The sequence below is a fragment of the Caldifermentibacillus hisashii genome, from assembly GCF_039654145.1.
Classification (GTDB): domain Bacteria; phylum Bacillota; class Bacilli; order Bacillales; family Caldibacillaceae; genus Caldifermentibacillus; species Caldifermentibacillus hisashii.
Genome location: NZ_CP155467.1, coordinates 463,722 through 487,788 on the forward strand (window position 1 = coordinate 463,722; position 24,067 = coordinate 487,788).

Sequence of the window (24,067 nt, forward strand, 5' to 3'; positions counted from 1 at the left end):
TCAAAATTTTCGAGTTTACAAAGAAGGTAGCTGGGGACGGGCTGCCAGCATGCGTCTGATTAGTTCAACTAACCATCAGTGGGAAACCCCTATGGCTGGAAGTTTCACTTAATTTTTCTATAAAAGTTTACACAAATATGAGAGCCTACAGGAGTGATACACGTGTTAAAAATTAGAGATTACGAGTTTTGGTTTGTTGTTGGAAGTCAGCACTTATATGGTGAAGAGGCGCTTCAAGCCGTACAAAAAGATACAGAAGAAATTATTAACGAATTAAATAAAAGCGGGAACCTGCCATACCCGGTTGTTTTTAAAACCGTCGCCACAACAGCTGACAGTATTACCCAAGTCATGAAAGAAGTCAACTACAACGATCATGTAGCCGGTGTCATTACATGGATGCATACATTCTCACCGGCGAAAAACTGGATTCGCGGCACAAAATTATTGCAAAAACCGTTACTTCATTTAGCAACACAATTTTTAAATAATATTCCATGGCAAACGATCGATATGGATTATATGAACTTGCATCAAAGCGCCCACGGTGACAGAGAATACGGCTATATTAATGCACGTTTAAATAAAAATAATAAAATTGTCGTCGGTCACTGGAAAGACCACGATGTACAAGAACAAATTCGTAAATGGATGGATGTGGCTGTAGCTTATAATGAAAGTTTCCATATTAAAGTAGCCCGGTTCGGTGATAACATGCGGAATGTAGCTGTTACGGACGGGGATAAAATTGAAGCGCAAATTCAATTTGGCTGGACGGTTGACTACTATGGGATTGGCGACTTAGTTGCCGAAATGGAAAAAGTATCGCCGGAAGAAATCGAAAAAACATACCGAGAATGTCAAGAAGCATATGACTTTGTCGTTGGCAATAATGATCCGGAATTTTTCGAGGAACATGTGAAGGAACAAATTAAAATCGAAATAGCGTTAAGAAGATTTTTAGAACGCGGAGGTTATACGGCATTTTCAACTAACTTTGAAGATTTATGGGGAATGAAACAATTACCCGGTATGGCTGTCCAACGTTTGAACGCGGAAGGTTATGGCTTTGCCGGTGAAGGAGACTGGAAAACTGCTGCTCTCGATCGCTTGCTAAAAATCATGGCACATAACGAAAAAACAGGATTCATGGAAGATTATACGTATAATTTAATAAAAGGTCGGGAAACTATTTTAGGAGCACATATGTTAGAAGTTGACCCAACACTTGCAGGTTCAAAAATCCGTGTGGAAGTTCATCCATTGGGAATTGGCGGTAAAGAAGATCCGGCCCGTCTTGTGTTTGACGGTTTGGATGGAGAAGCAGTCAATCTAACCATTTCTGATTTTGGGGATCATTTTAAATTAGTCATGTATGAAGTGGAAGGGAAAAAACCGGAAGAACCGGCTCCACATTTACCGGTGGCAAGACAAATGTGGACACCAAAATGTGGATTTGAAAAAGGCGTTCAGGAATGGATTAAAAATGGCGGCGGTCACCATACGGTCCTTTCATTCAATGTGACTGCAGAACAAATTGAAGATTTTGCGAAAACGGTAGGGTTGGAAGTAGTTCATATTAAATAAACTGTAAAAAATTTAATAATAGTAAATAGATTAAAAATGTTATAATGTTGATATACCCAAAACTCCTTCTCAAAAGTATCTACAGATTATCGAAAAGAGTTTAGGATACCCGAGTAGGAATTCTCCTCTATTCATTGAGGAGATGAAAGCTCGGTCAGATATGATGGGCAAAGGCAAATTCCGAAGAAAGTATCTGAAAGAGTTAAACACTCAATCAGTAGTGGTATTGGGCACACCTGTGAAGTACCTACAACTTTCTAGGGATTCCGAAACTTGCTATGTTTAATAGCGGGTAGTTCATGGAGGATGTTTTGGGTAAAAAATATTGAATTGTTGTGAAGGGGTGAACAAAGATGACGATTGATTACTCGTCCAAAGAATATTTAGCAAAAGTAGATGCGTACTGGCGTGCCGCAAATTATATTTCAGTTGGTCAACTTTATTTGAAAGATAACCCGCTGTTAAAAGAACCGTTAAAGGCTTCTGATATTAAAGCAAAACCAATCGGTCACTGGGGCACAATTTCCGGACAAAACTTTATTTATGCCCATTTAAATCGAGTCATTAATAAATATGACTTAAACATGTTTTATATAGAAGGACCCGGACATGGCGGACAAGTCATGGTTTCCAATTCCTATCTTGATGGCAGTTACACGGAAATTTATCCGGAAATGACGCAAGATGTGGAAGGAATGAAAAAACTGTTCAAACAATTTTCATTCCCGGGAGGAGTGGCTTCCCATGCAGCACCGGAAACACCGGGATCGATTCATGAAGGCGGCGAATTAGGGTATTCTCTTTCCCACGGTGCCGGGGCTGTTCTTGATAACCCGGATTTAATTGCGGCTGTTGTTGTCGGTGATGGGGAAGCAGAAACCGGACCACTTGCAGCATCTTGGTTCTCCAACCGTTTTATCAACCCGATTCGTGACGGTGCGGTTTTACCAATCTTAAACTTGAACGGATTTAAAATTAGTAATCCGACCATTCTTTCTCGTATCGACAATGAGGAATTAGCGAAATACTTTGAAGGGATGGGTTGGGAACCTTATTTCGTTGAAGGTGAAGACCCTGCAGAAATGCATGTAAAAATGGCAGCAACACTTGATAAAGTCGTCGAAAAAATTAAAGCCATCCAAACAAATGCACGTGAAAATAGGGACCAAACACGTCCGATATGGCCAATAATTGTCTTTCGTGCACCAAAAGGCTGGACAGGCCCGAAAGAATGGGGTGGCGTACCGATAGAAAATTCTTTCCGTGCTCATCAAGTGCCAATTCCAGTCGACCAAGACCATATGGAACATGCGGATGAGTTGGTAGAGTGGATGAAGAGTTATCAGCCGGAAGAATTATTTGATGAAAATGGGCGGTTAAAACCGGAAATCGCAGGAACAACACCAAAAGGCGATAAACGGATGGCCATGAACCCTGTCACAAACCCGGGTAAATTAATTAGAGATCTGCGTTTGCCGGATATTCGGGACTATGCAGTGGACAACTCTGTTCCGGGACAAGTAGAAAAACAAGATATGATTGTGTTAGGAGAATATTTGAAGGATGTCGTGAAATTAAACCGCGACAATCATAATTTCCGTATTTTTGGTCCGGATGAAACTGCATCAAATCGGTTGGCTCCTGTTTTTGAAGAAACGAAACGTCAATGGTTGGGGGAAATTGAAGAACCTCAAGATGAATACTTAAAATCTCATGGCAGGGTTATTGACTCACAGCTTTCCGAACACCAAGCGGAAGGGATGTTGGAAGGGTATGTGCTAACCGGTCGTCACGGAATTTTTGTCAGCTATGAAGCATTTTTACGAGTGGTTGATTCCATGTTAACACAACATTTCAAATGGTTGCGGAAAGCCTCGGAACAACCATGGCGGACAGCTATTCCTTCCTTGAATGTCGTTGCAACTTCAACGGTATTCCAACAAGACCATAACGGCTACACCCACCAAGACCCGGGGATGCTTGGCCATTTAGCCGATAAAAAACCGGAATTTATCCGTGAATATTTACCTGCAGATGCCAATACATTACTTGCCGTCTTTCATAAAATTTTGAATGACCGGCAAAAAATTAACCTAGTGGTGTCATCCAAACATCCGCGGGCACAATGGTTCACGATGGATGAAGCAAAAGAATTGGTCGATAATGGATTGAAAATGATTGATTGGGCTAGTACGGATTTTGGTGATGAACCGGATGTAGTGATTGCTTCCAGTGGTACCGAACCGACCATAGAAAGTCTTGCTGCTATTTCCATTTTGCATAAAAAAATGCCGGAGTTAAAAATTCGTTACATCAATGTTGTGGATATTTTAAAATTAAGAAGTCAAACATTGGATCCACGTGGCTTGACGGATGAAGAGTTTGATATGTATTTCACAAAAAATAAACCGATTATTTTTGCCTTCCATGGGTATGAAGGTTTAGTAAAAGACTTATTCTTTGATCGTCATAACCACAATCTGCATGTGCATGGTTATCGTGAAAACGGCGATATTACCACACCGTTTGACATGCGTGTGTTAAACCAAATGGACCGCTTTGATCTTGTGAAATCGGTCGTGAAAAACTTGCCAAATGCGGAAAAATATGCACATATCGTCCAAGAAATGAACGGCATGATTGCCAAACATAACCAATACATCCGCGACGAAGGAAGAGATTTACCTGAAGTAGAAAACTGGAAATGGGAAGGGTTAAAATAATCATTTTCAGTAATTTTTCGTCTGTACCCTAGGTGCCTGGATCATTTCAGGTACCTTTTTTTACCGATAATAAATAGCGGCAAAAGCCACAAATGCCGGGGAATTGATGTTAAATAGGAGTTAAAATTAATCGTTCTAAGTAATGTTTCGTTGTACATCGAGGTGCCTGAATCATTTCAGGTATCTTTTTTTACTGATAATAAATAGAGGCAAAAGCCACAAATACCGGAGAAGTTATGCTATAATAATATGGAGTATGAATGTTATAATCAGAATATTAATAATAATATTGTAGATAAATTAAAAATTTTTAGATAGGAAGAGTGATAAGTGGAAGAGGTATTTCGTTTTTTTCAGAAGACAGGTGTTAGGAGAGTTCTGATTTTTGCCATTCTGATTTTTGTTTTTTATATGCTTCGGAGTATAATCAATATTATTTTATTAACGTTTATTTTTTCCTTCCTAATAAACGGTTTGGAGCGTTTCATCTCCAAGCGAATTCCATTGAATCGAAAAATTACGGTCTTGTTGCTCTATTTGCTTGTGGTTTCAGGTTTGACATATGGAGCGGTAAAATATTTACCAATTTTAGTTAGTGAAATATCACAATTGATCAATCAACTTACGGAATTTTATTCGAAACCAATAGAGACCGATAACCAAGTATTTAACTATGTGATCGCACTCATTCAAAAGTACGAAATCACGGACTATATCGGTGTAGGTGTTTCTTTCTTAGTAAAATCTTTGAATGATATTGGGACAATCGGCCTGCAAGTTCTGTTGGCATTAATTTTGAGCTTATTTTTCCTGTTGGAGAAAGAAAGAATCATTTCTTTTACCATTCGTTTTAAAGAAAGTAAGATCAGCTCTTTTTATAACGAATTGGAATACTTCGGTGTGAGATTTATCGGGACATTTGGAAAAGTAATCGAAGCCCAATTTATGATCGCAACTGTTAACACAGTGATCACCACGTTCTGTCTGTGGCTATTCGATTTCCCACAATTATTTGCGCTCGCCATTATGGTATTTATTCTGGGACTGATTCCGGTAGCCGGTGTCATTATTTCATTAATTCCGCTAGCAATAATTGCCTACAGTATCGGCGGAGTAATGACAGTCATTTATGTGCTCATCATGGTCGCCGTCGTCCATGCCATTGAAGCTTATATTTTAAACCCAAAACTCATGTCATCAAAAACCAATCTACCGGTTTTTTACACTTTTATCATCTTGATTTTTGGGGAGCATTTCTTTGGTGTTTGGGGTCTGATTCTAGGCATACCAATCTTTGTATTTCTATTGGATGTATTGGGCGTTCGGACGGTGGATGTTGAGGAAAAAAGAAAATAAAACGAAAACAACACAGTTGCAAAAATGGTAACTGTGTTTATTTTTGAGAAAACAGGGAAAAGAATAAAATATTGATTGTACGTATAAATTATATTAAAATAAAATTAATGGTTATAAATATCCGTACAATTTTTATTTGTCTAAGATATTTTTTTAATAAATAAAAAGGGACTGTAACATCTTTTTAATACAACTTCGAATATTAAAAACATTATATTTTCAGAAGGGATGCCGATTATAGTTGGATTTAAATATATGGCTCAAGGAAGATCCAAACAGTTAGAAATTTAGCAAGGACTTTTACAACTCAAATCAAAATATGCTATGCTACTACATGTGCATATAAGTTTAGAAAAGGGAGGTGCAATGATAATGAGTGAAACAAAATACAGTATGGTTAAAAATTGGATTAAATCAAGAGTATTAGACGGGACTTTCGAACCGAATCAAAAAATTAGTTCCGAAAGCGAACTAATGAAGCAGTTTAATGTAAGTAGGCACACAGTTCGGCTGGCATTGGGTGATTTAGTAAATGAAGGTTTGTTATATAAAGAGCAAGGATCAGGTACATTTGTCTCTGACCGATTATCAAAGCTTCAACCTATTACCCAATTCAATAAAAAAAACATTGCTATCGTTGTCACGTATATTTCTGACTATATCTTTCCTTCAATTATTCGTGGTGCCGAAAGTATATTAAGTAGAGAAGGCTATCAAGTTAGTTTGTTCAGTACAAATAACGATCATGATAATGAAAAACGTATTTTGGAAACGATTATTGAACAACGGTTTGATGGAGCCATTATCGAGCCGACAAAAAGTGCGATAGCAAACCCCAATATTAACTATTACCTGAATTTAGAGGCCTTAAATATACCATATGTCATGATTAACGCCTATTACGATGAATTGGAGCCGATAAGTGTTACGGTTAATGATGAAAAAGGCGGTTTTTTGCAAACTGAACATTTGATTAAATCCGGGCATAAGAACATATTAGGTTTCTTTAAAACCGATGATATGCAAGGTATGAAAAGAATGAAAGGTTTTATCAAGGCTCATCGTGAGTATAACTTACCGATTAACCCGAAAAATATTATTACGTACACTACTTCAGAAAAAAATACAAAACCTGTTGAACATTTAAATGATATTTTAACAAGTTCATCAGACCGGCCGACCGGGATCATTTGTTATAATGATGAACTTGCAATGAAATTACTAGATGTTATCAGGCAAAATAATTTACAAGTTCCTTACGACATATCGATTGTCGGTTTTGATAACTCCTTTTTGTCAGAAGTATCAGAAGTAAAATTGACATCCATAGAACATCCGAAAACAGACTTAGGTATCATGGCAGCAAAAATGATTTTAAATTTAGTTCAAAATGGAAGAAACCTAAAACAAAAAGATGAAAACTCAGAGTCATATGTATTTGAACCAGAATTGATTGTTAGATATTCTACGAAGAAAATTGTTTCTGATAAGGATGAAAAAATAGTTTAGGTCATTAATTTAATGTAACAGGTAGAACATAGATTATCTGTTACATTTTTATTTTAAGTTGTATAGGAGGTAAAAAGATGGATATTTATACTGACATAAAAAGATTAGCTTCACAATTAAAAATAAGTAATTTTTCCATTCCGGAAATAAGGGTCGAAAAAAATGCAATATTACATATTAGGGAGTTAATAAAAAGAAAACAGTGGAAAAATATTGTAGTCGTTTATGATCAAAATACTTATTTAGCTGCTGGAGAAAAACTAATAAAATTTTTAATGAATGACTTTGAAGAAGTGATTGGAATTAACATTAATGAAAATGAACATGGTCAAGTAATCGCTAATGAAGAAAGTTTAGTCCAAGTCTTTATTAAAACTCCGAATGATGCTGATGTGTTGATAGCGGTCGGATCCGGGACCATTCATGATATTGTCAGATTTGTCGGTCATAAAATGAATATTCCTTTTATTTCGGTGCCAACTGCTGCATCGGTAGACGGATTTACATCAAAAGGTGCCCCGTTAATTTTGCGTGGGGTAAAACAAACCATTCAAACCGCTGCACCGATTGCCGTTTTTGCTGATATAGACGTTATAAAAGCAGCCCCTAGAGAAATGGCAGCAGCCGGATTCGGGGATATTTTAGGTAAATATACTTCTCTATTAGATTGGGAAATTTCTAAGCTAGTTGGCAATGAACCTTTCCATGAAGGGGCGGCATCATTGACACGGAAAGCGCTTGAGACATGTGTGGAATATGTTGAGGAAATAAGCAATGCAGATGAAAAAGGAATCACGATTTTAATGAATGCATTAATAGAATCAGGACTTGTTATGCAAATATTAGATTACTCTCGACCTGCTTCCGGAGCCGAGCATCATCTATCTCATTATTGGGAAATGTATCTGTTAAAAACGAACCAAAAGCAACTGTTACATGGTGCAAAAGTTGGGGTAGCAACAACAATGATTGTAGAATTGTATAAGAAAAATTGGAAAAAACTACTACGCTCAGAAAGAGTTAAAAACACAGTTTATGGAAACGGCATTGAGCAATACGGGGAGTATATTTTTTCAGTTATTGAAAAATTGCCTTCTCCGGACGAATTAAAAAAACTGTTGGAAAAAGTAGGGGGACCAACAACAGTTGAAGAGCTTGGCATTCCACAAGAAATCGTTATTGAAAGTTTAAATGAGGCATACCATTTACGTGACCGTTGTACCGGATTGCTTTTATTAAATCAAATAAAAGAGACGCCAATACGGTTGTAACAGTGTAGGATGCAGGGGGGCGTTTAGGAAAGTTTAAAGGAGCCTATTTTTTGATTAGGCTCCTTTATGCACACCCAAAATAAGTTCATCATTTAATACTATTAAAAATAATAACAGTCCCAAGCTCTGGTCCATAAATGTTGCCCCAATATTTTTTCTAACCTAGGAGCCCCCATCATATATCCTTTACTAAGCAAATAATATGGATTTAAACTGACTGACCATTTCTTTAAAGCGGTCCAAACTCTCACCTCACTACTCGTATGGACAACCAAAGTGAGGTTTAAAGCTAATTTCAACTAGAAAAGTAAGACTAGCCCTTGGGAAGTTAAGGTAAAATATGAAATGAGATATAATTTATTAATAAATAAGCCTAAACTTGTACGGATATATAATTGCTGTTTTAGTAGACAAATATATAATGTAAATGTGGGATCGTCTTGCTTAAATAGCATTTACAACACATATTGTTGTTCTCGTGGAAAGTTTATCAACAAGATTATACGTATATCTATTTTTGCTATTACATAAATTAATTTTAATCTTGTTAAAATCAATTGAATTTTTGATTGACATATCCGAACAAGTAAATTATACTAAATACATAAAGCACAAATGGTATGCGCTTTCATTTTTAGGCTTAAGAATATGACTAATAATCTGTTATTCCATTATAAATAAAAGGGGGTAAAAATAGAGCCTAGTTTTGTAAGCGTGCCCAATATTTTAAAAGAAAGAACATTGGAGGGAATGTAATGAAGAAATTTAGCATTTTCCTAGTTGCTATTCTAATGATTGCCTTAGTCCTTACAGGGTGTGGCGGCAATCAATCAAGTGGTGGTAAGGGTACAAAGACGATAGGGATTGCAATGCCAACCAAGTCCTCCGAAAGATGGGTTAAAGATGGGAAGAACATGGTTAAACAGCTTGAAAAATTAGGATACAAAACCGACTTACAATACGCGGAAGATGTAGTAGAGAATCAAGTTTCACAAATTGAAAACATGATTACAAAAGGTGTGGATGCCTTAGTTATTGCTTCAATCGATGGTGAAGCACTTACAGATGTAGTTGATCAAGCAAAAAAACAAGGAATACCTGTAATCTCATATGATCGTCTTATTATGAATACCGAGAATGTAGATTATTATGTAACGTTTGATAACTTTAAAGTCGGTGTTTTACAAGGTCAATATATTGAAGAAAAACTGGGCTTGAAAGAGGGAAAAGGACCATTTAATATTGAACTTTTTGCAGGTTCACCAGATGATAACAATGCATATTTCTTCTGGGATGGTGCGATGTCTATTTTAAAACCATACATTGATAGTGGCAAACTAGTGGTAAAAAGTGGACAAACAGAATTTAAACAAGGTGCAACATTACGTTGGGATGGAATGAAAGCACAAGAAAGAATGGATAACCTTTTAAGTGCGCATTATTCAAATGATTTGATTGATGTTGTATACTCCCCATTTGATGGGATTAGCCGTGGAGTAATTTCGTCCTTAAAATCAGTAGGTTATGGTTCTGCAGATAAACCGATGCCAATTGTAACCGGTCAAGATGCTGAATTGTCATCAATTAAATCAATTATTGCCGGGGAGCAAACACAAACTGTATTTAAAGATACAAGGAAATTGGCAGAAAGTGCAGTAAAAATTGTTGATGATGTTTTGAATGAGAAAAAACCAGAAGTTAATGATACTAAGACATACGATAACGGAAAGAAAATTGTTCCTTCAGTTCTACTGGAACCTGTATCTATTGATATAGACAACTATAAACAAGAACTTGTTGATACAGGATATTATTCTGAGGATGAATTGAAGTAATAAAGATTGATGGATGATTTCAGTTTAGACTGAAATCATCCACTATTTTGGAGTTAAAGGCAGGTGTATGATAATGAGTAATATTATCTTAGAAATGAAAGGTATAACGAAAACTTTTCCTGGAGTTAGAGCTCTCGACAATGTAAATTTTAAGATAAAAGAAGGCGAAATCCATGCACTTTGTGGTGAAAATGGCGCAGGTAAATCCACATTAATGAAAGTGTTAAGTGGAGTGCACCCTTTTGGAACTTATGAGGGTGATATTATCTATAACGGTAATAACTGTGAATTTAAAAATGTAAATGATAGTGAAAAACGTGGCATAGTTATCGTTCACCAAGAGTTTGCTTTAATACCAGAGCTATCAATAGCTGAAAATATTTTTCTAGGAAATGAGCAAGTAAAACGAGGTTTTATTAATTGGAATGGAACAATTTCAAAATCAAGAGAATTGCTAGAAAAAGTAGGGCTTGATATAGATCCAAATACTTTAATAAAGGATATCGGTGTTGGTCATCAACAACTAGTTGAGATTGCAAAGGCATTTTCTAAGCAGGTTAAGCTATTAATATTGGATGAACCGACTGCGGCATTAAATGAAGATGACAGTGAAAATCTCTTAAAATTATTACTACAATTTAAAAAACAAGGCATTACCACCATTCTTATCTCCCATAAGTTAAATGAAGTATTCCAAGTTTCTGATAGCATTACGGTTTTAAGAGATGGAAAAACGATTCGAACTTATTCAGTAAAAGAAGAAAAAGTAACGGAAAATATGATTATTAAAGATATGGTCGGAAGAGATATAACCAATTTATATCCAGTAAGAAATAAAAGTATAAAAGAAGAAGTCGTATTTGAAATTAGAAATTGGAATGTATTTCATCCCCAAGACACTGAAAGACAAATCTTGCGCAATGTTAATATAAAATTATACCGTGGTGAAATCGTAGGAATTGCAGGTTTAATGGGAGCAGGACGAACCGAACTTGCTATGAGTATTTTCGGTAAAACATATGGTAGAAAAATATCAGGTAAAATATATAAAGATGGTAAAGAAGTAGAGTTTCATACAGTCAAAGATGCAATAAAAAATGGCGTTGCCTATGTATCAGAGGACAGGAAAGAGTATGGACTAATATTAATTGATAATATAAAAAATAATATTTCATTAGCTAACCTCCAAAAAATCTCAAATAATAGTATTCTAAATAAAAATTTGGAATTCACTGAAACGGAGAATATAAAAAATAGATTAAAAATTAAAGCTCCATCGATTTTACAAACCACTGTAAATTTAAGCGGAGGAAATCAACAAAAAGTAGTTTTGGGCAAATGGATTTTTACTGAACCAGATATTTTAATATTAGATGAACCGACAAGAGGAATTGATGTAGGTGCAAAATTTGAAATTTATAAAATTATTAATGAGTTGGCTGAACAAGGTAAAAGTATTATCATCATATCTTCTGAACTACCAGAATTAATTGGTATGTCTGATCGAATCTATACACTGTGTGAAGGTGTCATTACTGGTGAACATAAAAAAGAAGACGTTGACCAAGAAATTTTAATGACATATATGACAAACCGGTCCGGAGGTAGTAAAAAATGAATACTTTAAAAAAGATTATATCTAATAATGTTAGGCAATTTGGTATGGTTATAGCTTTAGTTGTTATTGCAATATTATTCCAATTTTTAACCGGTGGTGTATTATTGACACCGTTAAATATAACCAATATTATCATGCAAAATAGCTATATTATTCTTTTAGCCTTTGGTATGCTAATCGTAATCATCACTGGTGAAATTGACTTATCTGTTGGTTCGGTAGTTGCTTTTGTAGGAGCGATATCAGGTATTTTACTTGTCAACCAAGATTTACCAGTTATTGTCGGGATCTTTTTATCGCTATTAATTGGTGCTGCAATAGGCGCATTTAATGGCTTTTGGGTGGCTTATGTTCGTATACCCGCATTTATTGTAACCTTAGCTTCGATGTTAATTTTTAGAGGTCTGACCCTAGTAGCATTAAATGGACAAACTATTGCCCCTTTTCCCGATAGCTTTAGAAGTTTAAGTACTGCATTTATACCAGATATTTTTAATGGTGGAGACCTTCACATATTAACAATTTTAGTAGGTGCATTACTTACGATTGTTTATATTATCTTTGAATATCGAAATCGACAAAATGATAAAAAGTATAACGTAGATACTTCATCTAATTCACTTTTTATTGCCAAACTTGTTATAGCAGCTGTAATAATTAATACATTTACCTTTGTTTTGGCACAATATGAAGGAATAGCAATCGTATTAGTTTTAATATTCTTTATCTATCTAATTTATGCTTCAATGATGAATAAGACAGTTCTTGGAAGACATATTTATGCAGTTGGTGGTAATGAGAACGCTGCAAGATTGTCAGGTATCAATTCAAATAAAGTAAAATTTTGGGTATTTGTTAATATGGGTGTACTTTCTGCTTTAGCTGGATTAATCTTTGCAGGTCGTTTAAACGCAGCAACTCCGCAAGCAGGTACCGGTTTTGAACTTGATGCAATTGCTGCTGCTGTCATCGGCGGTGCTTCCATGACAGGTGGTGTAGGTACAGTATTCGGTGCTGTAATTGGTGCCCTGGTTATGGGTATACTAAACAATGGTATGTCAATCATGGGGATTGGCATTGACTGGCAACAAGCCATTAAAGGATTAGTTTTACTGGCAGCAGTTACATTTGATATACTATATAAAAAGAAAAAATAATTAGATGATATAATTAAACTACCAAAAATGGAATACATCTATGCATTCCATTTTTGGTAATAAAGTAAACCAACAAATTTAATAGCATTGGATTTCATAGATGATACCCAATATTTAACTTTGAAAAATCCATGCTTTTTTTGGTAGTCGCTCAAAGTATATGAACATCTATTGTTATTTATCGACTCATTAAAGTAAAGGGTCTTTTTTTGTGCTCAAAATATGGAAATTAAAGTTGGAATAGAGGAAAATTCTGCTTACCTGTAATTGTTACAATATTTCTCTAAAATTATTATTTGACATTTTTAATAAAGCAGGATGACTAAACGATCTAGCTTTATATGCAAGAGTTGTCCGGATTACTGAGCTAAAAGGACTTTCCCGGTTTCAACAGTTAATTTACTCCTACCCTAACTGTTCCTTCAAGATTGCCAATTTCTCCCTAAATTTGTTAGTATAATAAACAAACTAATAATATAATTATTTTATAAATAATAGTTTTTACTCTATAATACCATTATTGAAAGCAATAAAAAAAGAGATCACATAACAGACTAATGAGGGATACCATATGAAAACTCTAACGGGAAATCAGCAATTAGTAAAGCAAATTAATAAAACATTAGTACTTGAAACCATTTTACACGAGGCACCAATATCAAGAGCAGATATTTCTCAAAAGGTAGGACTAAACAAAGGAACAGTGTCTTCTCTTGTGAATGAATTGTTAGAAGACCAATTAATTTATGAATCAGGTCCCGGGCAATCAAGCGGAGGAAGAAGACCAGTAATTCTTTTATTTAATGACAAGGCCGGCTTTTCGATTGGTATAGATCTTGGTGTCAATTATATATTGGGCGTTCTTACCGATTTAAGAGGTAATATTATTGTTGAGGTAAATAAAAAACTTACCGTCCGATCTTATGAAGTTGTAATTGAAATATTAAAATCAGTTATATCCGATTTAATTAATGCCGCACCACAAAGCCATTATGGAATTGTTGGAATCGGTATTGGTGTTCCTGGGTTAGTTAATAACGATGGAGAAATTCTTGTTGCACCCAATTTAGGATGGAAAAATATCAATTTGAGGGAGGAAATCGAAAATTGTTTTGACATTCCCGTTTTAATTGAGAATGAAGCAAATGCAGGTGCATACGGAGAAAAACTGTACGGTGCGGGAAAAGAAAGTGATAATATTTTGTATATCAGTGCAGGAATTGGTATTGGTGTTGGAATTATTTTGAATGGAAAGCTTTTTTACGGAATGAATGGTTTTTCCGGTGAAGCGGGGCATATGATTGTACAAGTAAATGGCAAAGATTGCACTTGTGGAAGTAGTGGCTGCTGGGAACTTTATGCCTCCGAAAAAGCGTTATTAGAAGAGGCAAGAAAATTAAAATTAACTGGAATCACTGAGGAAACTTTGTCTATAGAGTTATTACTTGAACTTGCAAATAGTGGGAATGAGGATATAATCAATCTCTTCCATTCAATAGGCATGTATCTGGGAGTCGGAATAAATAATATTATTAATATCTTTAATCCGGAACAAGTCATTATTGGTAATCGACTTGCAATGGCAAAAGACTGGCTTGAAAAATCGATAGAAAAATTTATAAAAAACCATACAATGAAATACCATCAAAAGGATTTGATTATTAGTTTTTCCAAGCATGCATATTATTCAGCAGCAATAGGTGTTTCTGCCCAAATGATTGATCAGTTCCTAAATAACGCTGTTTCGATTCTTGATGCCTAATAATTTTGCTTAGAAAACTTTCTATTTTTTCCACTTTTGTCCTTGTCCTTAATAAAAAATACAAGTATCAACAAATTATCGGAAAAATTAGGGTATATTTTTAATTGTTAATACTTTTGCTGAGGGCTTTAATGTCCTCATGACTTAGACCAGTAACTTTTACTATAAGATTTGGAGAGAGGCCTTCTAAAATCATTTTTTTAGCAATTTCTCGTTTTTCCTCATTTCTTCCAATTTCTTTTCCGATTTCCTTCCCTCTTTCCTCATAAGAAATCGGCAATTCCATGATTTTGCTTGCTAATTCAGGATCTAATTTGTTAACCTCTTGCATGAGAACTTTCTCCTCCTCATCGGTCAATTTTAAATACCTTTCAAAAAAACCATAGATCAACCGTTGACGTGCCGGGTCAAGTTGCATTCGAACCAGCATTCGCAAAAATTCTTTCTTCACTTCAACCCTTTCTGCTTCTGTAAAGCCCATCTTACAGAGTAGTGCTGCTGCAACCGGGTTGTTCGAGTGAATAAAATCACGCCAACGCAATTTTCGCAATGTCAATGTTAAAAATTGAAAGCTTAATACATGGAAGAATGGAAAGCTCATCGTAAATTCATTTTTTTCGTTATAGTTCTTGTCATACGTAAAGACTGCAATGGGTAAAATTGGTTTCCTATACTTATTATAAAGCAAGCTAAAGTAAAGATACATGCGCTCATGAAAATTTGTTTGATAGTAGCTTTGTGGTTCGACATGAATAATGAGTATTGTTTCTTCCCCTTTTAGTTTTGCTTCGATAACAATATCGGCACGCCGACTTTCGCCTCCCAAGAGATCGGTGAATACTTCCTCGGAAAGCGGCCGAATCGCCGAAAAGTCGATATACTTATGCACTTCGGGAAAAAACAACTCGAGAAATTCTGCGAAAAACGTATGAATTAGTTCTTTAAAAAGTTGGTCATGATCTGTATACCTTGACGTACCTGCATCTTCATAAACGTACGTAAGAACAGGCATGTTGTCACTCCTTTTTAAAATATGATTCCATACTTAGGAATGAAAGTGATTTGTGCAATTGAATCAGGATGAATAAGTAAGGGGGGATTATATACAATTTTCGATATCAGGTTAAGAAATCCTGCTATTGTTTGATAGAAAAACGTATAAAAAAGACAAATTTATTAGGGAAATAATTCAACTGTGATATTTATCTATTCATAAATCTCACAGTTGAATAGCTATCTGGTTTGGGCGAACTGTCTTACTTATTTTTACATAATAACTAATGGCATCTAGTATTTTTTATGTAAGTACCCATATTTTAACACATTCCCGAGTAGCATTGTCCCACAATAAATATTTAAGACAGATCTTTGATTCTAGATCAACTTTATACAGTTCTCTGACTTGGCTAAAACATTTTAAAGGCATATGTTTGCGGTCTGGATGGATATTTATAGTCAAAAGAAAGCAACAAACTAAAAGAAAATTTAAGAATCTAAAAGAAAAATAAGTTATCAATAACTTAGTTTATCTAATGGACAAACTAGTTATTACATGCTATAATTTGTTTGTGGTTGTTATGAATATAAATAGATATTTTGAAAAATTAGGAGGAACTACTATGGCATACTTCGAAAACGTTTCCAAAATTCAATATGAGGGACCAACATCTAAAAACGCACTAGCATTTAAATTCTATAATCCGGAAGAAATAATTGGCGACCGTACCATGGAAGAATGGTTACGTTTTGGTGTTGCTTACTGGCATACATTCACATATGACGGAACAGATCCATTTGGTCATGGTAATATGATTCGCCCATGGAATCATCTGAAAGGAATGGAGTTAGCAAAAGCTCGTGTTGAAGCAGCATTTGAATTCTTTGAAAAACTGAATGCGCCGTTCTTCTGTTTCCATGATGTAGATATCGCACCAGAAGGAGAAACGCTTCGGGAAACAAACAAAAACCTTGATGAAATTGTTGATATGATTGAAGATTATATGAAAACGAGCAAAACCAAACTACTTTGGAATACGGCAAATATGTTCACTCATCCGCGTTTTGTTCATGGTGCGGCAACTTCTTGCAACGCAGATGTATTTGCTTTCTCTGCGGCAAAAGTGAAAAAAGGGTTGGAAGTTGCGAAACGCCTAGGTGCAGAAAACTATGTATTTTGGGGCGGGCGTGAAGGATATGAATCACTCCTAAACACAGATATGGGGCTGGAACAAGACAACTTGGCACGCTTCTTCCAAATGGCTGTTGATTATGCAAAAGAAATCGGTTTTTCCGGTCAATTTTTAATTGAACCGAAACCGAAAGAACCGACTAAACATCAATATGATTTTGATGTGGCGACAGGAATTGCTTTCTTGAAAAAATATAACTTAGATCCATATTTCAAATTTAATATTGAAGCAAACCACGCAACATTAGCCGGACATACCTTTGAACATGAATTACGTGTTGCCCGAATCAACGGGATGCTTGGTTCAGTTGACGCAAACCAAGGTGACCCACTACTTGGTTGGGATACGGATGAATTTCCAACAGATCTTAATGCAACTACTCTCGCAATGTATGAAATTATTAAAAATGGCGGATTGGGCAAAGGTGGCTTAAACTTTGATGCAAAAGTCAGAAGAGGCTCCTTTGAACCGGAAGATTTATTCCGTGCCCATATTGCAGGCATGGATAGTTTTGCAGTTGGTCTAAAAGTGGCACATAAATTAATTGAAGATCATGTTCTCGATGATTTCATTGCAAACCGTTACAGAAGTTACAATGAAGGGATTGGCAAAGAAATCATCCAAGGGAAAGCAGATTTCAAAACATTAGAAGAACATGTTCTAGACATGAAAGAATTCAAAAATGAATCCGGCCGTGTTGAAGAATTACGGGCATTGGTTAACCAATATTTGTTAACTGCTTTTTAAATACGAATAACCCCCCTTTAAAAAAAATTAATAGCTGAACTCTCAAACGGGTTCAGCTGTTTTTTCCATTATGTGAAAAAGGAAGATGTGAAATGAAATATGTGATAGGAGTAGACCTGGGGACCAGTTCTGTAAAAGTTTTATTGGTCGATCAAAAGGGTATGGTTGCCGGGGAAGTTTCGAAATCATACCCGTTAATCCAAGAGAAGTCCGGTTACAGTGAGCAAGATCCAAACCAATGGGTGGAAAAAACGACCGAAGCATTGGTCGAACTTGTTGCAAATTTTCACGGCAATCCGTCAGATATAGAAGGAATCAGTTTCTCAGGTCAAATGCATGGACTTGTTATATTAGATGAACAACTGCAATTACTTAGAAATGCGATTCTTTGGAATGATACACGGACAACAGAACAATGTGAACAAATTTATAGTATTATTGGAAAGGAAAAACTTCTTGAAATTACGAAGAATGTTGCGTTGGAAGGCTTTACTTTACCAAAAATTCTTTGGGTAAAACAATATGAGCCAAATATTTTTGGAAAAATTCATGTGTTTATGCTACCAAAAGATTATTTGCGTTTCCGAATGACCGGAAAAATTCATATGGACTACTCGGATGCAGCAGGTACATTGCTTTTGGACATTACCAAAAGAGAATGGAGTGTAGAACTTTGTGATGCATTAGGAATCAACTCATCCATTTGTCCCCCATTAGTCGAATCCAGTGATTTTGTTGGAACCATTACAAAAGACTTTGCCGATAAAACAGGGTTAAGTGCGTCAACAAAAGTATTTGTTGGCGGTGCGGACAATGCATGTGGAGCAATTGGGGCAGGCATTCTCTCATCCAATAAAACGCTGTGTAGTATCGGAACTTCCGGTGTAGTCTTATCTTATGAAGAAACAAAAGATCTTGATTTTAAAGGGAAAGTACATTATTTCAATCACGCAAAAGAAAATGCCTACTATACAATGGGGGTGACCTTAGCTGCAGGATACAGTCTCAGTTGGTTTAAAGAGGTATTTGCAAATAATGAAAACTTCAATGATTTTGTGTCGGAAATTGAAGAAGTCCCGGTTGGTTCGAATGGTTTGTTGTTCACCCCTTACATCGTTGGGGAACGGACACCGCATCCTGATGCCAATATTCGGGGGAGCTTTATCGGAGTCGATTCGAAACATACAAGGGCACATTTTGTAAGGGCTGTCATTGAAGGGATTACCTTTTCCTTAAATGAATCAATCGAAATCTTCCGGGGAGCCGGCAAGAAAATTGACACGATTATTTCAATTGGTGGCGGTGCCAAAAATGAAACTTGGCTGCAAATCCAAGCCGATATATTCGGTGCTAAAATTATGAAATTAGCAAGTGAGCAAGGTCCGGGTATGGGTGCTGCTATGCTTGCTGCATATGGATGCGGTTGGTTTGACAGTTTGGACCAATGTGCAGATAAATTTTTGGATGTCGTCAAAGTGTATGAACCAATTCCTGAAAATGTTAAGCGGTATCGTGAGTTATTTGCCCTTTATAAAGAAGTATATGAAAAAACAGCCTCGATAAGTGAAGATTTAAGGAAATTTAGAACATCGACATTGCTAGATTGATTTCTTTAAAAAGAGAATTTACTGAAAGAAATCATTAGATTTTTGTCCGTAGGTGATAGATTAGTAGTGATAATGAAAATTATAAATATCTCCTTAAATGACAATATTAAATGAAACGCCTTCTGAATAACTTGTTAAACCGTGTTAGATTAAGGGCTCTAAGCTTTGTTTAGTAACTATTAAATGGGCAACTTTACATGAAGGGGCAGGCATGATAGCCTTGTAGGCACAGTCAGCTCACTATTGATTGGCTTCCTGGCTGGGAATCATGCCTGCTGGAGGCTCCATGTCAAGTTGCTAAAGCCTTTATTCAGATTATGAAGAAGCCAAACGGGAAAGCTCTTCCTGGAAACATTCTTCTAGTGTCTTATAGCCTAGGATCCTCCGAGGTAGGCTGTTACATCATTTTTCTGCATAGGTAATGGTCACATCGGATACAGAAGAAATGGCTTTTCCTTTTGGAATAAAACGTCGAATGAGACCGTTCCCGTTATGTCTCTCGTTTGTCCCTCTTTCACTAGAGCAATAGGGATGTGTGAAATAAACGGTTGTCTTCTCATCTTGGACGGATAGACTTAGCTCCGCAAATTCAGAACCATTATCTGAGGAAATGGTTTTAAAAATTTGATGAAATGGAGTGCCATATTTATGGCGCAGTTGTTTGATGATGGTATTGATCGCTTGGCTGTTCTTACCGTCAGCTCTGAATATGAGTTCTTCACGAGTCTTACGTTCTGTAAGCGTAAGGAGAACTTCATCCTTTTTGTCTTTTTTGCCAACGACGGTATCGATTTCCTAGTGTCCAAATTCTTGCCGTTGTTCAACTTCTGCTGGTCATTCTTCAATACTTTGGCTAAGGATACGCTTATTTTTACGTATTCGCTTTGTCTTGGTATTACGTCTCAACTTCATTGGCAAATCGATATTTTTAACAGCAATTAGCCCTTTATCAATATAGTTATAAATCGTTTTTGTACAAACAATATGCTCACCGTAGGTAGTATGAAGTTTGGCGTATCCACAAGCCGCATCAGGAGACCAGTTGTCATCTAAGATTTTCTTTTCAACAAATTGAATGAAATCAATGGCTTAATCTCGTTTTAACTTGGCACCACATGCTTTGCGATTATTCTCGTATCGTATTTGAGCTGTTTCTGGAAAATAGACTTTATAGTAGTTCCTATCTGATTTTATTTATTGAACCGTTCCACGTTTCAACTCACGGGAAACGGTGCTTTTATGGCAACCAATGACATCCGCTATTTCTTGTAAAGATTTACCTTCGTTATGTAGAGCCGCTATTTGGCCACGATCAAAGGCAGTCAGATGTGTAAATGTGCGTTTATTTGTGGTAGACTTAGTTTGAACCATAGATAATCCCTCCATATGATTATGTTTTAAACGGCCACTTAATCATAACACGGATTTATCTATGGTTTTTACTTTTTTACCGTTGCATTTAATTTTACAACTAACCTTATAAATATCTCTAAAAACGTCCAAAAGTATTGATTATTTTATTGAAAAGGTTTACAATGTAATTACACTTACTTTGTTCAACAAACGAAGTAAGTAGTAATTAAATGAATGCATCATCTATATTATTAAAAAGTGGGGGAATCAATTATGAAAAGGAAACTTTTTAGAGTATTTTCTTTATTAATGGTTGTTTTATTATCCTTAGTTGGTTGTTCAGGAAATAACAGTTCAGGTGACAAGAAATCAGGTGGTAATAAAGTAGTACTAGATATTTTTAATATTAAAGTAGAAACGAAGGATCAATTAGAAGATTTAACTAAAAAATATGAGAGTGAAAATCCTGGTGTAAAAATTAATGTAACAACTGTTGGGGGAGGTCAAGATGCTCCTTCTGCATTACAAGCAAAATTTTCCTCAGGCGAAGATCCTGCCATCTTCTTACTTGGTGGATTGTCTGATGCAGAAAAATATAAAGATTATCTTTTAGATGTTTCTAATATGGAATCAGCAAAAACAGCTACAGAAGGAACATTGGAAGGTGCAACTTTAGATGGAGTTCCTTATGGTATTCCAATGAATATTGAAGGATTTGGATGGTTGATTAATAAGGAAATATTCAATAAAGCGGGTATTAACCCAGATGAAATTAAATCTTATCAGGACTTTGAAAATGCCGTAAAAACGATTGACAGCAAAAAGGACGAACTTGGATTGGAAGCGGTCTTTGCCTTCAGTGGAAAAGAAGACTGGGTAGTAAATCAATACTCAAATCAATTCACAGCTCCAGAATTTGATAATAGTTTAACAAAAGCGTATGAATCGAAGACATTGGCCTGGAAATATGGAGATAGAATGAAAGAATATACTGACTTAGTTAATAAATACAATGTACAACCAATTTTATCGTTAGATTACAGTACATCTGTAGAAGATTTATTTATTAATGGAAAAGTTGCAATCATTCATCAAGGTAACTGGATAGTACCAACATTAGACAGTATTGATCCAAGCTTTTCCAAGGAGAAACTTGGAATCTTACCATTCTATGTAAGTAGTGATACAGAAGGAACAATAAGTGCTGGACCATCTTGGTATTGGGGAATAAATAAAAAGAAAGATAAAGAAGTAGTAGATGAATCTAAAAAGTTTATAGATTGGATGTACACTTCAGATGAAGGCAAAAAAGCTATAGTCGAAGACTTTAAATACATCCCGGCACATACAGGATATGATATTGATACGATAAAAGATCCTGTTTCAAAAACCGTTTACCAATTTTTATCTGAGGGGAAAACAACGGGTTGGATTCATAACCAATATCCGAATGGTTGGTTCCAAACAGGCTTGTTCCCTGTATTCCAAAAATATTTGATTGGAGATATCAGTTGGGATGAATTTGAAAAAACAACAAGCCAGAGTTATGAATCTATGCGATAAATATCAACACTAATTATGCTATGAGCAATAGACAGAGGTAGATAGGAAATCTCTATCTATCTCTGTAGTTTTATAGTAACTAGAAAAGGGGGGCTAAGGGTGAAAAATAAAAGTTTTTCATACTGGGCTTTTTTAGCACCATGCCTATTATCAATGTTTTTCGTATTGGTCTTACCATTATTAATTGGAATTTATTATTCCTTTACGAAATATAACGGGTTTACAGTTGAAGGCTTTGTCCGATTTGAAAATTATAAAAACTTAATATCTGACACCCAATTTTTAAATAGTTTATGGTTTACAACAAAGTTTTCAGTCGTTTCAATTATATTAATAAATGTCATTGGTTTGGCATTAGCTTTATTAGTTACACAGAAATTTGGAAAACTAAGTACCGTATTTAGAACAATATTTTTTATGCCTAACTTGATAGGTGGTATTATTCTTGGCTTTATTTGGCAATTTATTTTTCTAAAAGCATTTGAAGGAATAGCAACACTGACTGGATTGGATTTTTTTAGTGGATGGTTATCAACACCTGAAACTGGTTTCTGGGGTTTAGTTATTTTGTTTACTTGGCAAATGAGTGGTTATATAATGGTAATTTATATCTCCTTTTTAAATAACATTCCTGAAGAATTAATGGAGGCTGCATCAATTGATGGTGCAAATTCTTGGCAAAAATTCTGGAAAGTTAAGTTTCCAATGATAGCTCCTGCTTTTACCGTCAGTCTATTTTTAACACTATCAAACGCCTTCAAAATTTATGATCAAAATATGGCATTAACAAATGGTGGCCCTTTTAGTCAAACTGAAATGACTGCAATGAATATTTATAATACAGCCTTTAAAGTGCAAGATATGGGTTATGCTCAAGCAAAGGCAATTATTTTTCTGATAATAATTGCACTGATTTCAATCATCCAATTATATATTACTAGAAGAAGGGAGACCGACCTATGAAAAGAGCTAAAAGAAAAAATATTATTATCTTAGGAATTATTGGTGTACTGATTTCTCTTTTATGGATCTATCCTTTCTATCTAGTTTTTATTAATTCTATCAAAACTAAAGGCGAGATTTTCAGAAATACATTAAATTGGCCTGAAGACTTAACATTAGAGAACTACCCAAAAGCATTTACTGAACTTGATTTTGTTCAAAGTTTTTCTAACTCGGTTTTTATTACGGTAATCAGTATTTTGGTTCTGGTTTTCTGTTCGTCTATGGCTGCCTACGCACTTTCAAGGAATAAAAGTAAGTTAAGTTCTGTTATTTATTTCTCTCTTGCTATTTCTATGTTAATACCATTTCAATCTATTATGATACCACTAATATCTATCTTTGGTAAGGTTGATATGTTAAATCGAACGGGTCTAATAATTATGTACCTTGGTTTAGGTTCTGCTATGGCTATCTTTCTATATTATGGTGCCTTAAGAGGTATTTCTACTTCACTTGATGAAGCAGCGATTATTGATGGGGCTAATAGATTCCAAATTTTTAGATATATTATCTTTCCTATGTTAAAACCTACAACCGTAACAGTTATTGTCCTTAACGCAATATGGTTCTGGAATGACTATTTACTACCTTCTTTAGTAATTAATAAGGAAGGCATGTATACCATACCACTAAAGACATTTTACTTCTTTGGTGAATACTCCAAACAATGGCACTTAGCTTTAGCAGCTTTGATAATTGCTATCATTCCAATTATCATCGTTTATATGTTTTTACAAAAATATATCATTAAAGGAATTTCTGATGGTGCAACAAAATAGTTTTAA

The 24,067-nt window shown here is 35.3% G+C and carries 15 protein-coding genes and 1 pseudogene; 14 read left to right on the plus strand and 2 right to left on the minus strand.

Features of this window, described 5'->3' with window-relative positions:
* Window positions 1-162 precede the first annotated feature (162 nt).
* The 9 genes from araA (at window position 163) to NSQ14_RS02305 (ending at window position 14,818) form a co-directional block, all read left to right on the plus strand.
* A complete protein-coding gene (gene araA / locus NSQ14_RS02265; RefSeq protein ID WP_346216820.1) occupies window positions 163-1,587 on the plus strand; it encodes an L-arabinose isomerase in 1,425 nt (474 codons plus the stop codon).
* A gap of 353 nt (window positions 1,588-1,940) precedes the next feature.
* On the plus strand, window positions 1,941-4,310 hold the full coding sequence (locus NSQ14_RS02270; RefSeq protein ID WP_341287078.1) for a phosphoketolase family protein: 2,370 nt from the start codon (window positions 1,941-1,943) through the stop codon (window positions 4,308-4,310).
* Window positions 4,311-4,640: 330 nt separating this feature from the next.
* Window positions 4,641-5,666, plus strand: coding sequence for an AI-2E family transporter (locus tag NSQ14_RS02275; RefSeq protein WP_034767653.1), 1,026 nt, complete (start codon window positions 4,641-4,643; stop codon window positions 5,664-5,666).
* A gap of 372 nt (window positions 5,667-6,038) precedes the next feature.
* Window positions 6,039-7,175 carry a GntR family transcriptional regulator gene (locus tag NSQ14_RS02280; protein WP_041847491.1) on the plus strand — a complete coding sequence of 379 codons (1,137 nt, stop codon included), beginning with the start codon at window positions 6,039-6,041 and terminating at the stop codon, window positions 7,173-7,175.
* Window positions 7,176-7,252: 77 nt separating this feature from the next.
* Window positions 7,253-8,446 carry a sn-glycerol-1-phosphate dehydrogenase gene (locus NSQ14_RS02285; protein WP_341287081.1) on the plus strand — a complete coding sequence of 398 codons (1,194 nt, stop codon included), beginning with the start codon at window positions 7,253-7,255 and terminating at the stop codon, window positions 8,444-8,446.
* A 755-nt stretch (window positions 8,447-9,201) separates the two neighbouring features.
* Window positions 9,202-10,281, plus strand: a complete 1,080-nt coding sequence (gene chvE, locus NSQ14_RS02290; protein WP_041902661.1) for a multiple monosaccharide ABC transporter substrate-binding protein — start codon at window positions 9,202-9,204, stop codon at window positions 10,279-10,281.
* 73 nt (window positions 10,282-10,354) lie between these two features.
* Window positions 10,355-11,899, plus strand: coding sequence for a multiple monosaccharide ABC transporter ATP-binding protein (gene mmsA, locus NSQ14_RS02295; protein ID WP_034767657.1), 1,545 nt, complete (start codon window positions 10,355-10,357; stop codon window positions 11,897-11,899).
* Complete coding sequence (gene mmsB, locus NSQ14_RS02300) at window positions 11,896-13,056, plus strand: multiple monosaccharide ABC transporter permease (RefSeq protein WP_034767661.1); 1,161 nt, start codon at window positions 11,896-11,898, stop codon at window positions 13,054-13,056. Before mmsA ends, mmsB begins: the two co-directional genes overlap by 4 nt.
* A 571-nt stretch (window positions 13,057-13,627) precedes the next feature.
* Window positions 13,628-14,818: an ROK family transcriptional regulator gene (locus tag NSQ14_RS02305; RefSeq protein ID WP_346206936.1), complete on the plus strand. Its 1,191-nt coding sequence runs from the start codon at window positions 13,628-13,630 to the stop codon at window positions 14,816-14,818.
* Window positions 14,819-14,918: 100 nt separating this feature from the next.
* On the opposite strand, the gene NSQ14_RS02310 is transcribed toward NSQ14_RS02305, so the two are convergent.
* The gene (locus NSQ14_RS02310) at window positions 14,919-15,830 is read right to left on the minus strand and encodes an Rpn family recombination-promoting nuclease/putative transposase (RefSeq protein ID WP_346206937.1); all 912 of its coding nucleotides are present in this window, start codon (window positions 15,828-15,830) and stop codon (window positions 14,919-14,921) included.
* Between the two features lie 607 nt (window positions 15,831-16,437).
* Between NSQ14_RS02310 and xylA the strand changes: the two genes are divergently transcribed.
* The gene (gene xylA, locus NSQ14_RS02315; RefSeq protein ID WP_041844719.1) at window positions 16,438-17,754 is read left to right on the plus strand and encodes a xylose isomerase; all 1,317 of its coding nucleotides are present in this window, start codon (window positions 16,438-16,440) and stop codon (window positions 17,752-17,754) included.
* Window positions 17,755-17,846: 92 nt separating this feature from the next.
* Window positions 17,847-19,361, plus strand: coding sequence for a xylulokinase (gene xylB / locus NSQ14_RS02320; RefSeq protein WP_346206938.1), 1,515 nt, complete (start codon window positions 17,847-17,849; stop codon window positions 19,359-19,361).
* A 315-nt stretch (window positions 19,362-19,676) separates the two neighbouring features.
* Here the strand turns inward: xylB and NSQ14_RS02325 are convergent.
* Window positions 19,677-20,732, minus strand: a pseudogene (locus NSQ14_RS02325) (IS30 family transposase).
* 255 nt (window positions 20,733-20,987) lie between these two features.
* Here NSQ14_RS02325 and NSQ14_RS02330 point away from each other — a divergent pair.
* The 3 genes from NSQ14_RS02330 to NSQ14_RS02340 all read left to right on the plus strand — a co-directional run bounded on the left by NSQ14_RS02330 (window position 20,988) and on the right by NSQ14_RS02340 (window position 24,061).
* Window positions 20,988-22,277: an ABC transporter substrate-binding protein gene (locus NSQ14_RS02330; protein ID WP_343190668.1), complete on the plus strand. Its 1,290-nt coding sequence runs from the start codon at window positions 20,988-20,990 to the stop codon at window positions 22,275-22,277.
* Between the two features lie 99 nt (window positions 22,278-22,376).
* Entirely contained in the window at window positions 22,377-23,240 is an 864-nt protein-coding gene (locus tag NSQ14_RS02335; RefSeq protein ID WP_343190669.1) for a sugar ABC transporter permease, read from the plus strand.
* Window positions 23,237-24,061: a carbohydrate ABC transporter permease gene (locus NSQ14_RS02340; RefSeq protein WP_343190670.1), complete on the plus strand. Its 825-nt coding sequence runs from the start codon at window positions 23,237-23,239 to the stop codon at window positions 24,059-24,061. Before NSQ14_RS02335 ends, NSQ14_RS02340 begins: the two co-directional genes overlap by 4 nt.
* Window positions 24,062-24,067 lie beyond the last annotated feature (6 nt).